This window comes from Streptomyces sp. NPDC005878 (assembly GCF_040629815.1).
Classification (GTDB): domain Bacteria; phylum Actinomycetota; class Actinomycetes; order Streptomycetales; family Streptomycetaceae; genus Streptomyces.
Map to the genome: position 1 here is coordinate 26,361 of NZ_JBEXWK010000020.1, position 12,814 is coordinate 39,174.

A 12,814-nucleotide genomic window follows, 5' to 3' on the forward strand; every position below is an offset into this window, starting at 1 on the left:
GCGCAGCTGACGTCAGCGCACGGGGCGCGACGGCCGAGCCGCCTGTCTTGCGCACTCCACCAGACTCCTGCTTTCGTCATACTCGGCGAAGCCGAGAGCCGCGTACGCCTGTCCAGTCGTCGCGGTGAAGTCGGCGTCGCCTCAATCGCCGCCTCAGGGCGAGTGCCAGCAGGTCAGCGATCCGTTCGATCTCCTGACTCACTCAGCCAGGACAGACGCTGACGCGGCCGCGCGGCGCGTGCGCGTCATTGGCGGCGAGCCGACGCGTTCCTCGTCGCTGCCCTCCAGTGCTGACGGCCCGCCCAGGGAGGGCGGGCCGTCAGCACAAACACGCGACTGGGTCCTACGTAGTGGGGCGGGTTCTCTTCGAGCACCCGTCCCGGTTCTCGCGGGTCGGCAAGGTCACCGACGGAGGCTCCCTGCCAAGTGCAAGCCGTTCAGATCTTCCAGACCTGGTCGATGTACTGGGGGGCGCAGTCGACCTGGGCCACGGGTGCGCCCACGCCCGGGGTGCGCCACGAGACGTACATGCACTTGTTGCTCAGTGAGTTGCGGATGGAGTAGCCACCGCCGGTGACCGCCTCCAGCTTCCAGACCTGGTCGGCGAACTCGGGGTGGCAGTCGTACTGCGTGACGGGCGCGCCGTCCTCTGGCGTGCGCCAGGAGACCACGAGGCAGCGGTTGTTGTAGTGGTTGCGGATCTGGTAGCCACCCTGCACCGGCTCCAGTTTCCAGACCTGGTCGGCGTACCGCGGGTTGCAGTCGGCCTGCTGGGCCGGGGCGCCGTTGTCGGGGGTGCGCCAGCCGACGAACGCGCAGAGGTTGCTCAGAGTGTTCTGGAGGGATGCGGTGGTGAATCGGACCTCCTGCAACCAGGGGGCGAGGTCGTCGGTGCGAGCGGAGATCGCACCCGTACGGGTCTCGGTTGCCGGGATTCCGAGGCAGCCGCCCTGCCAGGAGCGGGAGTTGACCGCGACGATCTGGCCGGAAGCATTGAGGAGCGGGCCGCCGGCGTCGCCCTTGCAGATCGCGGCGGCGCCCTTGCCGGTGATGGCGAGGGTGGTGGAGGCCGCGGAGTCGAGGGTGAAGGCACCGGTGTGGAGCTTGTCCGGGACCCACTCGCTCTTCGTCCGCCCGAAGCCGAGGGCTTGCAGCTCGGCGCCGGCTGCCGGGGCCGCGCCGGCGAGGGGCGCGGGTGCGATCCCGGTGACCGGGGTGGCGAGGCGTACCAGGGCGGCATCCCGGTCGGTGCGTGGCGCGACCTCGCTGACCTCGACCGTTGTGCCGTCGCTGAGCGTGGCTGTGGTCGCGAGGGCCGGCGTGCCGGCCGAGACCGAGCTGCCCTGGGTGGTAGCGAGGCAGCTCGCGGCGGTCAGGACCCAGAAGCGGTCGACCAGGGTGCCGGTGCAGGCACGAGAGGTGGCCTCGTCGCCGATGTTGAGCCGGACGGTGTAGGGGTGTGCGCCGGGGGCCGGCTCGGGGCCGGAGACGGCAGCGGCAGGGTTGGCGGTGATCAGGGCGGTCGACAGGAGGGCCGAGGTGGCCAGCAGGCCGGAGATCCGCGCGGCGCGCGGACGCAGAGCAGGCATAAGAGATCCTTAGAGGTCCTTCGAAGGCGGGCAGGAATACGCGGGCCCGGCCTCGCGTACTCCTGAGCGTGGGTCGGCCGCTGAAACCGACGGGTTCCAGAGGAGTTCTTTGCCGGCGCGGCTGGGAGCGCGCCGGTCTTACTTGCTGGCTCTGATTTCCATGAGCATGAAATCGCGTCCCTGCGGGTCGCCGCTCTCGCCGACCGGGGTCCAGGTGTTCTTGTTCACCGTGAAGGACTTTTCCTCGGTGCCGGTGGTCATGTCGACCTCCGTACTGTAGGTGTTGCCCTTGATGACGAAGACGGCGGGGATTTCCAGCGTGAGGTAGCCGTTGCTGCCGGTGATGCTGAAGCAGATCTTGCTGTTGATACGGGACCAGACTTCCAGCAGGTCGGTGCCGTTCGCGCAGTCGGCGAGCAGGATGTGGCCGTTGCCGCGCTTGAGGGTGATGTGCTGCTCGGCGAGGATCTTGTCAGCGTTGGGATAGCTGAAGTCCTCGACGGCGTAGCCAGGGCCTTCGTCCGCCACGGCCGTCATGGCGGTGCTGTTGTGCGGGGTACCGCCGGTGATCGCCAGCGCGGCCAGGATGCCGGAGCCCACGGTCGCGGCCAGCGTACGGATGATGGTTCGGCGTGCGTTCATCACGGTCCTCGTCTGTGGTCGGGGAGAGTTGCCGTGGCCGATCCGCGAGGGGACTCGCGGAGGTCGATGTGCGGTCTTCTGCGGAGCGCTTGCGTACGGTGGAGCAGCCGTTTCCCGATGCCGGACAGGTCCGGGACGTCGGCCGCCGCGCCTCGCGGCGCAGTGGCTAGAAGCCCAGATGGTGCAGAAGTCCGGTGATCGGCGAGACGGCCTCGTGCAGACCGCCCGTGACCGCGGTGAAAACCTTGCCCCCGCCCAGTTTCTTGATCAGTTGGACCTGTCCGAAGGTCACGACGTGCAGGGCGGCGCTGCCCAACGCGTGCTGGAACTCGTTGCTCGTCCAGCCGTAACCGATGCCGGTGAGCAGCGCGTTGAGCACGGCGAAGTCCATGGCGGCGAGATTCGCCTCCAGGGCCAGCCCCTCCAGGACCAGGCCCACGCCGCCCTCCGGGAGGGTCGCCGCACCGGCGATGGTCAAACCGCTGCCGGCGAGACCGGAGAAGATACTGAGCAACTCCGCGTCGTGCGCCAGGTCCCGCGCCGACTGTTGCCACCAGGGAACGCCGCCCTGGACGCTGTCATTGCCCGGTGTGTCGGCGGGGTTGCGGCCGGCGTCCCGGGCCGCCTTGGCTTCCTCGGCCGCCTTGAGCGCCGTGGCGACGACTTCCTCTACCCGCTTCACCTTCGCGATCTTGTGAGCCTGGCTCGCGGCCTCCGCCGCCTCCTTGGCGCTCTCACCGGCGTTCAGGGCAGTGCCGTAAGCGAAGGCGGCCGACGCCTGGGCGCGGGTGGCGGACGTCAGCGCAGTGCGGGCCGACTCCACGGCACGGTTGGCGCTGTGGTTCGCGGACCGCGCGGCGGCACGGGCCGTGGCACCGGCCTGGCTTGCCTTGGCGGCCGATGCCTGGGCGTCTCTGGCGGACTTCTCCGCCGCGTCCGCGTACGAGTTCGCCTGCCGCGCGGAGGTCGCGGCCTGCGCGGCCCAGTTCTGCGCCCTGTTCGCCCAGTCGACGGCCTCGGCGGCCGCCTCACGTGCGACAGCGGCGGCCTGCTGGGCACGGGCAGCGTCTTCCTGCGCCTTGTGCGCGATCTTCGCGGCCGCGAAGATCGCACCCTGCATCGCGGCGATGTGACTGGCCGAGTCGAGGTCGAGCTGCGCTGCCGTGTGCTGGATCGTCGCCACGAAGTTGCGGCGCACCCATGCCGGTCCCTCCATCGCCGCCTGCGCAACGGCCTTGGTGTAGGGGCCCGCGGTGCTGAGGAGGGTGGCCGTGGCGACCGCGTCGTCTTCCTGCTGCGCCTTCTGGAACGACGCGCTGAAGAACCCGTACAGTGCCGCGGCGGTCCCGCTGTCCAGCGCTTCGTTCGCCGCCTTGGTCACGGCCCGTCCGGGTGTGGCGGCCAGGATCCGGGCGATGGTGACGCGGTAGTCCATCGCTGCCGCCCCGATGGCGCCCGCGGTCAGGAACTGCGTCGTGGCCTGCGGGTCGGTGCTCGTCAGCGCCGTGCACGCGGCCGTCGCCACGTCCGCCGAACAGGTCCGCGCAAGGTGGAGGACGGTCTCCTGGTCGTCCTGGTGCTGGGCGAGTCGGCGGTCGGTGTCGATCCAGATGTGGATGTCCTCGTCCGCCCCGGCCAGGGCGAACCGTGCCGCCTCGCGTGACCAGGTGCCGCGGGAGGTGTCCATGACGGCCATGGCCGCCTTGCGACCCGCGGTGGCGGCCAGCCGCGGATCGCCGGTGCTCAGCGCCGACTCGGCCTGGGCGACGAGGTCTTTCGTCGCCTGTTCGGCCTGCTGGGCCTGCGTACGCTTCTCGGCGTAGGCGGCCCGGTCGCGCTGCTCGACCTGCGCGAGCAGGCGCATCTCCTCCATTGCCTGCTTGGTGTCCTGGTCCAGGCGTTCCCACTCGGCCTCGCGCGCGGCCTGCTCCACTGCGACGGCCTGGCCCACAGCACTGGTGGCGGTGTCGGCGGCCTTGCTGGCCTCATTGGCGAATTCGGTCGACTTGTTCGCGTAGTCGACCGCCTGGCCGGCGTACTGCACGGCCCAGTCGGCCGCGGCCGCCGCCTTCTCGGCATGGGCGGCCGCACCGTAGGCGGCGTCCCGGGCGGTACGCGCAGCCTGGGAGGAGGTGTTCGCGAGCCGCTGGGCGGTGCCGGCGGCGTTGGTGGCGATCTGGGCGTTGGTGCTCGCGATCCTCGCTTCGCGTTGGGCGAGCGCCGCTTCGGACTGGGCGGCGCCCGAGGCAGTGGCTGCGTCGGCGGCGGCCTGAGCGGCGGCGGACGCCTCGCGCCCCGCACCGGCCGCGGCCGCGGCCGCGGTGGCCGACTGGGCGGCCGCCCTCGCAGCGTTGTCCGCGGCATCCCCGGCGGTGCGGGCCTGTGCTGCGGCGTTACGGGCGACCACAGCGGCATCCTTTGCCGCCTGGGCTTGGGAGGCATCCTTGGCGGCCTTGGAGGCCGCGTTGTACGCCTGTGCGGCGGCGGCCCCCGCGTTGGCCGCCGCCTGGCCGGCCGCCGCGGCCGCGAACGAGGCACGGCGGGAGGCCTGCACGGCGGCCTGGGAGGCCCTGGTGGCCACCCGGGCCGAGTCCGCGGCGCCGGATGCGGCCGTGGCCGCCTTGCGGGCCGCCCGGCCGGCCTTCGCCACATCGTCCTGGGCCGCCCGGGCCTCGGCGGCGGCGTTCTGCGCCGCCTCCTTGGCCTGCGCCGCGGCTGTCACGGCACGGGCCGAGGCGTCCTCGGCCTGCTTCGTCATCGCGTCGGCCCGGCTGCCCTCGCGCTGGACGACCGCGACGAGCTCTTGGATCCGCATGGCCTCCTGGTCGCGGGCCCGCGCGATGTGCTGACCGGTCTCCAGGAACCACTCGACGTCGTCGCCGCTGCCGGACAGCGCCCGGGACGCGTACTTCTGCACCTCCGGGCCCGCCTGGACCAGCAGCTTCGACACCTCGACCCTCATATCCTCCAGACGCGCGGTGAACTGGCCATCGAGGAGGAAGGACTCCAGCTCCGCCTGGGAGCCGTCATTGAGCGCGGCGTTCCCCTTCCGGTTGACCCCTCTTCCACCGCTGGCCATGGCGACGGCAGTGGCCACGCGCAGGTCCTCCATGAGCGCCGCCTTGAAACCGCCCCCGAGGAAAGCGGCGATGGCGGAGTCCCCGTCGTTGATCGCCGCGGTGGCCTCACGCCGGGTTCCCTTGCCGGCCGCGGTCAGGGAGTTGATCAGGGAGGCACGGTTGTCCGCGGCCGAGTCGGCCGGGTATCTGACGGCCAGGAAGTTCTGTATATCGGCGTCCGTGCCGGTGAGGGCCGTCGCGGCGGAGGCGCGAACCGCTTTGCCGCCCAGCAGCCATGCCTTGACGACCTTGGCCCGCTCGGTGTCCGGAAGCCGTAGCGGGTCACCCCCGTCGCCCTCCGACGCGATGGCGGCCCGGGCGGAGGGGAGTGCGAAGAGGAGGTTGGAAGTCGCGGCGGCAGCCGTGGTGGCCGCGAGGGCCCCGAGCATGCGGCGCCGGCTCCAGTAGATGGTGTCCATAGCGGCCCTTCGAGATCAGTGCCCGCCGGGGCGCCTGCGTGTGCCGGCGTATCAGCGGACGCAATGATGGTTTTGGCGGCCCTTGCGTGCGGTGCGACCTGGCGCCGCGGGTCCTCGGACGTGCCGGCCCAGGCCGTCTGCCGTCGCCATCAGCGGTCACCGGCAGGGCCGATTGCCGTCCGTCGTACGAGCGCCGGGGTGGAGGGCGAGCAGTACGGGCGGGACGAAAGCCGCTGATGGCCCGGCGGCAACTACCCTCACGAGAGCCCACATTGTCCGCAACCCTCGCGCCACAGGCGTGCAGGTCAAGTCCCGTAACACGACGGACAACAGTGGCTTTTCCGAGGTCGCGGTCCCACGTCTCAGCAGCAACACCCGCCTGGCGGCGCGGCTCCTGCCCATGGTCCCGAGCCGGCCCGTTCCCACGGGTCAGTGCCTCAGCTGTCCCTCCAAGTCGGCGGACAATTGCGCATTGTCCGCTCTCCCTCACCGCTGACCTGCTCAGATACCGAACGTTCTTGCGGCCAATGCACCCGGCCCGCCACGGTGACGGCAACGACACCAACGGGCTGAGCCTGACCCCCCGACCGCCATCCGAAGGAGTGAGATGTCCAGAAAGAGTTCACGCTTATCGTGGGCGACCGCGCTGCTCGCCACTCTGGGTACCCTCGTCCTCACCTCCCCTCCCTCCTCCGCCCTCTCGGGCGGCGAGGTCTCCACCAGCGTCTACGCCTTCGCGGTGCAGCTCAACATGGGCGAGAGGTCGGCCTGTTCGGGTGTACTCGTCGACCCGCAGTGGTTGCTGACCGCCGCCAGCTGCTTCACCGTGGACGGCAAGCCCGCCGCAGCGGGCAGGCCCGCGGTGAGGACCACCGCCACAGTGGGCCGCACCGACCTGACGCAAACAGGCGGGGATGTGATCGAGGTCGCCAACCTCGTTCCCCACGCGGACCGTGACCTGATGATGGTGCAGCTCACCTGGCCGGCCACCGGCGTGGACCCGGTCAAACTCGCCACCAGCGCCCCCACACCCGGTGAGCAGCTGACATCACTGGGGTTCGGGCGGACGAAGACGGACTGGATACCCGACAAGCTGCACTCCGGCACGTTCGCAGTGGCCTCGGTCGACGCCGGCACCCTTGCCCTCAATCCCTCCGGCGGAGCGGTGATATGCCGCGGTGACGCAGGCGGCCCGGCGCTCCGGGTGAAGGACGGCGGGGTGGAGCTCGCGGCCATCAACTCGCGTTCCTGGCAGGGTGGCTGCCTCGGTACCAACCCGGCCGAGACCCGCACGAGCGCGGTCGACGTCCGCATCGACAACGCAGCCCCATGGATCAGCCACATACTCCTCCAGGCGGCCACCGAACACGTGGTGGACATCGAAACGGGTCACATCCCGGGCACTTACGACGGCACGACCGGATGCAGTCACACCTTCCCCGGCGCGGACACAGGCGTCTTCTTGTGCGGCTCGACCTACACCCACGCCGTCTGGAACGACGGACGCCAGGAGTACACCGGCCTGGGAACCGACCACGCAGTCTGGACATCCTGGCAAGACCAACGAAACGGGACATTCGCCCCCTGGGGCAGCATGGGCGGTCACGACCTTCAGAACGGAGTGCGATGGATCGACAAGACCCCCACCCTCCAGTCACTGGGCGGAGACAACCGCTCATGGTGCCGCACCTACGGTGGCCGAGGCTGGGGCGACTGGTACGACTGCACCACGTGACCGCCCACCACCAGTCGGGGAAAAAACGCTGGACGGAATCGACACCCCGCTTCGAGGGCCCGGCCCCCTGGCCAGGTGCGAATGGCCAAATGTGCACTGGCGGCTCGCGAACCGACCGCGACGGGTCAGGACGGGGTCCGACGTCAGCGGCATGGATCCGACGGTCGACCCGGTGCCGGCAGAGGTGATCCTTTCGGACCGGTCAGCCGAGACCATGCGCGCGCCCCCCGCATGGCCGCCTGCCCGCAAGCGCCGAGGAGGGGCAACTGTCCCTTCGCGTCACCGCGCCCTGTGCACCGCGCAGCTCGGCCAGGGTGGCGCCGGCGCTCTCTTCGTAGGTGTCGGCGCTCCCCCAGACCGGTGGTTTCCGCTCCTCCGGGGTGATCCCAACCGAGTTGTTCGACACCGTGCAGCCCGTTGTGGTCCCCCCGCACGCGGGGACCACAACTGCTGTCTGGCCGACGAGCGGTCGGTCGACATGGTCCACGCCCCGGTTCGCCCCGCGTGCGCGGGAATCAGGCTTTCTGAGCTCCCACACCTTCCCCGCCATGGCAGCGGTCCGCAACCGACCGAACTCCCCCGTACGTGCCCTACGGGAGGAAAGGCAGGGCCGTGCAGTGCCGGCCAGCTGTTGGCGCCGCCCTGGCTAGCGAGGGGGGTTTCAGGCGGTGGTGCGGTTGCTTTGGCGTGCGGCAAGCGCGGCGTCGGCGCTGGCAAAGGTGGGCAGGAAGGTATCCATCCCGGTGACGCTGAGCAGGCGGCTCAGCCGGTCGGGGATGGCTGCCAGGGTAAGCGAGCCGTCGGCGTCCTTGGCGCAGCGCCAGATGCCGACCAGGGCGCCCAGCCCCGAGGAGTCGCAGAAGGTGACGCCTGAGAGGTCAGCGACCAGGTCAGGGTGGCCGTTCGCGATGAGTTCCAGGGCGCGGGCCCGTACGGCGGGTGCGGCGGCGATGTCGAACTCGCCGGACAGGGCGATCACGGCCAAGGCGCCGTCGGTGTGCGGGACGTCGATGTGGAATGCGTCGGTCATGGGCGTGGGTTCTCCTGCCCGACGGAGACGTCGGCTGTCGGGGCTGCGGCGCTGTGGGCGGTGGTGGTGATACCGGCGGGAGCGGCATCGGGAGTGGGGACGGACAGGGTCAGCAGGGCCACGTCGTCGCGTTCGGTGTCGGGGAGGGTGTCCAGGAGCGCGACGGTGTCGTCGATCAGGGCGCCGGCACTGATCGGCGCCGGCCGCCGGGCCAGGAAGTCGGTCAGGCCCGTGTCGGCGAGCATGCGGCCATCAGCGGTGCGGGCCTCGGTCAGCCCGTCGGTGTACAGCATCAGGCCCTCGCCGGGTGCCAGGTGCAGGGCGCGCGAGGCGAAGGCGGCCTCGGCGAACGCGCCGACCAGCATGCCGCCCTGGGCGCGGACCGCCTCCACCCGTACACCGCCTTCCTCGATGGGGCTCAGGTGGTAGGCGGGCGGATGGCCGCCGGTGGCCAGGGTGACCGTGAAACCGCCCTCCCGGGCCGGGTCGAGCAGGCCGAAGACGGCAGTGCAGAAGCGCGTCCCTACCGCCGGGTCCAGCAGCAGCGCCGTGTTCAGGGCTTTGAGCGCAGCCGTGGGATCCGCGTCGACGAGGGCCGCGGCCCGCAGCGTGTAGCGGGTCAGTGAGGTGATCGAGGCGGCTTCGGCGCCCTTGCCGCACACATCGCCCAGGAAGAACGCCCACCGGCCCCCGCCCACGGGGAAGACGTCGTAGAAGTCACCGCCCACTTCCTGCGGGGAGGCGGTCTTGTAATGGCAGGCCAGCTCCAGCCCGGGTACCGCGGGCAACGCGGGAGGCACCAGGGTGCGCTGCAGGGTGGAGGCGAACGCGGCGATGGCCGCCTTGTCCCGCTCCGCGCGCCGACGGGCCTCCTCCTCCGCCTGGCGCTTCTCCTGCTCGACCTTGCGGCGCTCCTGCTCGGCGCGCACCACGCGCAACGCCGACAGCCGCAGCTCCAGCTGGTCACGTACGACCGCCGCCAGATCCGCGAGCGTGGCCGAATCCGCCTCGCTGATCTCGCGGGGGCGGGTATCGAGGACGTTGACCGTGCCCAGCCGATACCCGTCGGCGGTGATGATCGGAGCGGCGGCGTAGAACCGCACCCCCATCGGGCCGGCGACCAGCGGGTTGGAACAGGCGACCGGGTCCAGCAGGGTGTCGGGGATGACAGTGGTGTCATCCGTCAGGACCGCCGAGGCGCACAGGCCCGGATCCCGGCCGATCTCGCTGACACCCTCCAGTCCGTGCGCGGCCTTGAACCAGATCCGGTCCTCGTCCACGATCGTCACCGTCGCCACCGGCACCTCGAACAACCGTGCCGCCAGCGCCGCGACTCTGTCGTAGGCGCCGTCCGGCGGGGTATCGAGGATGTCGTAACGGCGCACCGCCGCCAACCGTGCCGCCTCGGCCGAATCGGCCACAAGCCCACTCGGTGCTATCGCAGGCGGACTCGCTTGCTCCGGCATAACCCTCGTCTCGCTCATCCCCCCCAGGAAGGCACCGACCAGACAGTCAGCACCCCAGCACTGTATCGAAAGACCTCAGCGCACCCGACCCGACAACGAGCTTCGCGGAAACAGCCACCACGCGGCGCAGTGATCACGGAAAGACACAACGTGACGACCTTCGTGGTCCGGCGTTCGTCGACCGCAGCCTGCTGGGCGGCCCGAGCGAGGACCCGGCCGCCGACGCTGCACCACCCCGGCCAGGTCGACCAGGTCTGCCGGCGCGAGGACCTGGCAGACCTGGTCGCCGCCGACAACCCGCTCGGACCCGAGCAGGCCGCCGCCCGCTCCGGGTGCGACTGCCGGCTTCGACCACATGGTGCGGCTCGGACGGGTCCGCTTCCCGCCCGCAGTCGATCCAGGTCCGCTTCGGCTCCAGCCGGGCCGGAGCCGTCGACCTCGCGCTCCACACCACGCTCTACACCACGGCCTCCGTCGACGGGGTGCCCGCCTAACCCCGAGGCCGACTGGGAGCAGCTACCCACGGTGGAGAAGGGCCAGCGCTCACCGCTCGCCTCCCTACGCCCCGGGTCCGGCGCCCATACCGGCGTAAGCCTCTAGCCGAACTTCACGAACAAACGCCTCTCACCGCATGGTCCGCGCTCGGGTCGAGCGTGCCTTCGCCCGGATGAAGACCTGAAAGATCCTGCGCGACTGCCGCCTCATAGGCGATGGCGTGCACGACGCGATGCTCAGCATCGCCCATGTGCGCAACGTCGGGCGCCGAGACTGACGCCCTGGCGAAGCACTGTCCGTTCAGAATTCGGCGGGCAGGAGCTGAACCAAGCCGACCCAGTTCCCCCCGTCCACCTTGCTCTGCGTGGCGCGGACCCTCCAGCGGCCAGCGGGCAGTGGAACCGACGCCTCAGCGGGCATCCCCCCATCGGGGTACTCGACGCCCAGGTCGAACCCCGCTTCGGCGGAGTCCATGAGCACCGCCGGACCGTCCGAGACCCAGGTGCCGCACTCCTCCCATACCGTGGCCGGGTCTGCAAGGACAGTGTCCGCCGCGGCTCTCAGTCCGGCCTCGGAGTTGGCGGCGCGCCACCGCAGGAACGCACGGTACTGGGGCAGATAGCAGCTGGTCGTCGGCTCGTCCGCCAGCACCAGCGCCTGCGCACCGTTCTCGTCGATGGGGATCACACCGGCCAGATCGTCCACTGCGCAGGCCCGGTCGTAGTCGTCTGGGGCGGTGGCGTCTCCTGCCATAAGCCCACTCTCCGTACACCCGCCCCAAAAAGCCAGGGCGGAGACGGGGACGACGATCAGAGGGCCTCCCATCGATTCAACCCAGGCAAGGGAGGGGTCGCAGGCATCGTCTGCGGTGGATGAAGAGGTGATCATGCACGTCAGTGTGCCCTCGCCCACTGACAACGCTCCCGCGCTCTTCGGAACTCAGAGCAGGGAAAGGCGCAGTGCCTCTGGCAAGCACCAGTTACGGGACACCTGGTTGCGCGATTACCCCCGTCAGCCACCAAGCGACGATAAGCCCGCCCGGTAGGACGAGCAGCGCTGTGGTGAACATCCACGTGACCGCCGCAGTGGTGCGGGCGGCCAGCTTGCGGCAGAGGGACAGCGCCAGCACGAAATAGAGGGCAAGGGGAACAAGGAGCAGCCCAAGACCGGCACCCACGGCGTCACGCCCCTTCCATGACGCAGGAGTGGAGGCCGGACCGGGCACTTCGATACGCCGTGGCTTCCCTGATGTCGTGCCCTGACACAACCTACCCCTGTTTTTGAACGCGTTCAGTTCTGGGGTGGATCATAGCTCTGGGCGTGCAAGGCGAGGAACCTGTAACCGCCCGAGGTATCGGCATCCCCGGCCGCTGCACCCCGCGCGGGGGATCGGGACACGGCCGCGAGACTGCACTGCGCAACCCGGCGCGCAGTACACCAAAGCAAGCTCGACGGGCCCGGCCTCATCGCCAGCTACGCCCGGCATGAGATGCAGATTCGCGCGCAACGCACCAGATAAACCGTGGCATCTTGAGTAGGAGGACCGGCCGGCACTGAGTATGCCCGCGCAGGCAAGCCGGCGCAGGGGCCGATTGGCTGTACGCATGCACGAGACAACCCCCGCCCACAGGACCGACAGCGCCACCGAGACCCCTGCCGTCGAGAAGGCGTTGACGTGGGCCACGGCCTTGGCGGTGGCCCTGATCCCCATGGCTCTCCTCTTCGGGGGTCTGGCCCAGATGGCAGCGGAGGCACACCCTCGGACCGTGGCGCTCGTCACCGCCTGCTGGTGGGCGTCCTGGACGGCCACCCCCCTGTTCATGGTGGCCTTCCGGCTGTCCCTGCGACGCCCCGCCCTGACCAGACCGGGCCGCTGGGCAGGATGGGCCGCACTGGTCCCGCCGACAGCCACGATCCTGCTGACCCTGGGCCTGTAGACAGCGGCCGTGCAGCGGGCGCACATCGCCGGCGCCGGTCCACCAGCAGCTCGGCGGTCCCTTGGTGCTGATCTGTGTGGGACGCGTACACCCATCACGTCTACGCCGCGATGCGCGAGCTCATCGCGGCCCGCAACTGACTGACCGTGTTCCGCTTCCCCTCCTCCACACCCGCCCTCAACCCGGCCGAGGGGGTGTGGGCGCATCTGAAGAACAGCCTGGCCAACCTGGCTCAGTGCGGCATCGACGAGTTCGCCGCGCTGTCCCGCACCCGGCCCAAACGGTCCTCCTGTCTGCGTCTCCGCCTTCATGCGCTCCGCCTCCGCGAGCGTTTGCGCGGTGCTTCGGCATCGGGCAGCCCGCCGCCCTGCACACATCTCAC

General features: G+C 70.3%; 9 protein-coding genes and 1 pseudogene. 4 read left to right on the forward strand and 6 right to left on the reverse strand.

Features of this window, described 5'->3' with window-relative positions; genetic code table 11:
• Positions 1-437: 437 nt before the first annotated feature.
• The 3 genes from ABZ404_RS25965 to ABZ404_RS25975 all read right to left on the reverse strand — a co-directional run bounded on the left by ABZ404_RS25965 (position 438) and on the right by ABZ404_RS25975 (position 5,769).
• Complete coding sequence (locus ABZ404_RS25965) at positions 438-1,589, reverse strand: trypsin-like serine protease (RefSeq protein WP_358837679.1); 1,152 nt, start codon at positions 1,587-1,589, stop codon at positions 438-440.
• Positions 1,590-1,727: 138 nt separating this feature from the next.
• Positions 1,728-2,231 carry a hypothetical protein gene (locus ABZ404_RS25970; protein WP_358837680.1) on the reverse strand — a complete coding sequence of 168 codons (504 nt, stop codon included), beginning with the start codon at positions 2,229-2,231 and terminating at the stop codon, positions 1,728-1,730.
• Positions 2,232-2,397: 166 nt separating this feature from the next.
• Complete coding sequence (locus ABZ404_RS25975; protein ID WP_358990925.1) at positions 2,398-5,769, reverse strand: ALF repeat-containing protein; 3,372 nt, start codon at positions 5,767-5,769, stop codon at positions 2,398-2,400.
• A gap of 607 nt (positions 5,770-6,376) precedes the next feature.
• On the opposite strand from ABZ404_RS25975, the gene ABZ404_RS25980 reads away from it, so the two are divergent.
• Positions 6,377-7,504 (forward strand): trypsin-like serine protease, encoded by a 1,128-nt coding sequence (locus tag ABZ404_RS25980; RefSeq protein WP_358837310.1) that lies wholly within the window; start codon positions 6,377-6,379, stop codon positions 7,502-7,504.
• 661 nt (positions 7,505-8,165) lie between these two features.
• On the opposite strand, the gene ABZ404_RS25985 is transcribed toward ABZ404_RS25980, so the two are convergent.
• Both ABZ404_RS25985 and ABZ404_RS25990 read right to left on the reverse strand, forming a co-directional pair.
• Entirely contained in the window at positions 8,166-8,534 is a 369-nt protein-coding gene (locus ABZ404_RS25985) for an STAS domain-containing protein (RefSeq protein WP_358837311.1), read from the reverse strand.
• Positions 8,531-9,955 carry a GAF domain-containing SpoIIE family protein phosphatase gene (locus tag ABZ404_RS25990; protein WP_358837312.1) on the reverse strand — a complete coding sequence of 475 codons (1,425 nt, stop codon included), beginning with the start codon at positions 9,953-9,955 and terminating at the stop codon, positions 8,531-8,533. The genes ABZ404_RS25985 and ABZ404_RS25990 overlap by 4 nt, the downstream gene beginning before the upstream one ends.
• 377 nt (positions 9,956-10,332) lie before the next feature.
• Between ABZ404_RS25990 and ABZ404_RS25995 the strand changes: the two genes are divergently transcribed.
• Positions 10,333-10,494: a hypothetical protein gene (locus ABZ404_RS25995; protein WP_358990928.1), complete on the forward strand. Its 162-nt coding sequence runs from the start codon at positions 10,333-10,335 to the stop codon at positions 10,492-10,494.
• A gap of 122 nt (positions 10,495-10,616) precedes the next feature.
• Positions 10,617-10,772 (forward strand): annotated as a pseudogene (locus ABZ404_RS26000) (IS5/IS1182 family transposase); the annotation flags it as partial.
• 23 nt (positions 10,773-10,795) lie between these two features.
• Here ABZ404_RS26000 and ABZ404_RS26005 read toward each other — a convergent pair.
• Positions 10,796-11,383, reverse strand: a complete 588-nt coding sequence (locus ABZ404_RS26005; protein ID WP_358990931.1) for an Imm21 family immunity protein — start codon at positions 11,381-11,383, stop codon at positions 10,796-10,798.
• Positions 11,384-12,099: 716 nt separating this feature from the next.
• Here ABZ404_RS26005 and ABZ404_RS26010 point away from each other — a divergent pair.
• Positions 12,100-12,432 carry a hypothetical protein gene (locus ABZ404_RS26010; protein WP_358835345.1) on the forward strand — a complete coding sequence of 111 codons (333 nt, stop codon included), beginning with the start codon at positions 12,100-12,102 and terminating at the stop codon, positions 12,430-12,432.
• Positions 12,433-12,814 lie beyond the last annotated feature (382 nt).

What these genes read in the sequence shown, in the direction of transcription:
- ABZ404_RS26005 (WP_358990931.1), bottom strand. Translation starts at nt 11,383, where the DNA reads ATGATCACCTCTTCATCCACCGCAGACGATGCCTGCGACCCCTCCCTT.
- ABZ404_RS26010 (WP_358835345.1), top strand. Translation starts at nt 12,100, where the DNA reads ATGCACGAGACAACCCCCGCCCACAGGACCGACAGCGCCACCGAGACC.
- ABZ404_RS25970 (WP_358837680.1), bottom strand. Translation starts at nt 2,231, where the DNA reads ATGAACGCACGCCGAACCATCATCCGTACGCTGGCCGCGACCGTGGGC.
- ABZ404_RS25985 (WP_358837311.1), bottom strand. Translation starts at nt 8,534, where the DNA reads ATGACCGACGCATTCCACATCGACGTCCCGCACACCGACGGCGCCTTG.
- ABZ404_RS25980 (WP_358837310.1), top strand. Translation starts at nt 6,377, where the DNA reads ATGTCCAGAAAGAGTTCACGCTTATCGTGGGCGACCGCGCTGCTCGCC.
- ABZ404_RS25975 (WP_358990925.1), bottom strand. Translation starts at nt 5,769, where the DNA reads ATGGACACCATCTACTGGAGCCGGCGCCGCATGCTCGGGGCCCTCGCG.
- ABZ404_RS25965 (WP_358837679.1), bottom strand. Translation starts at nt 1,589, where the DNA reads ATGCCTGCTCTGCGTCCGCGCGCCGCGCGGATCTCCGGCCTGCTGGCC.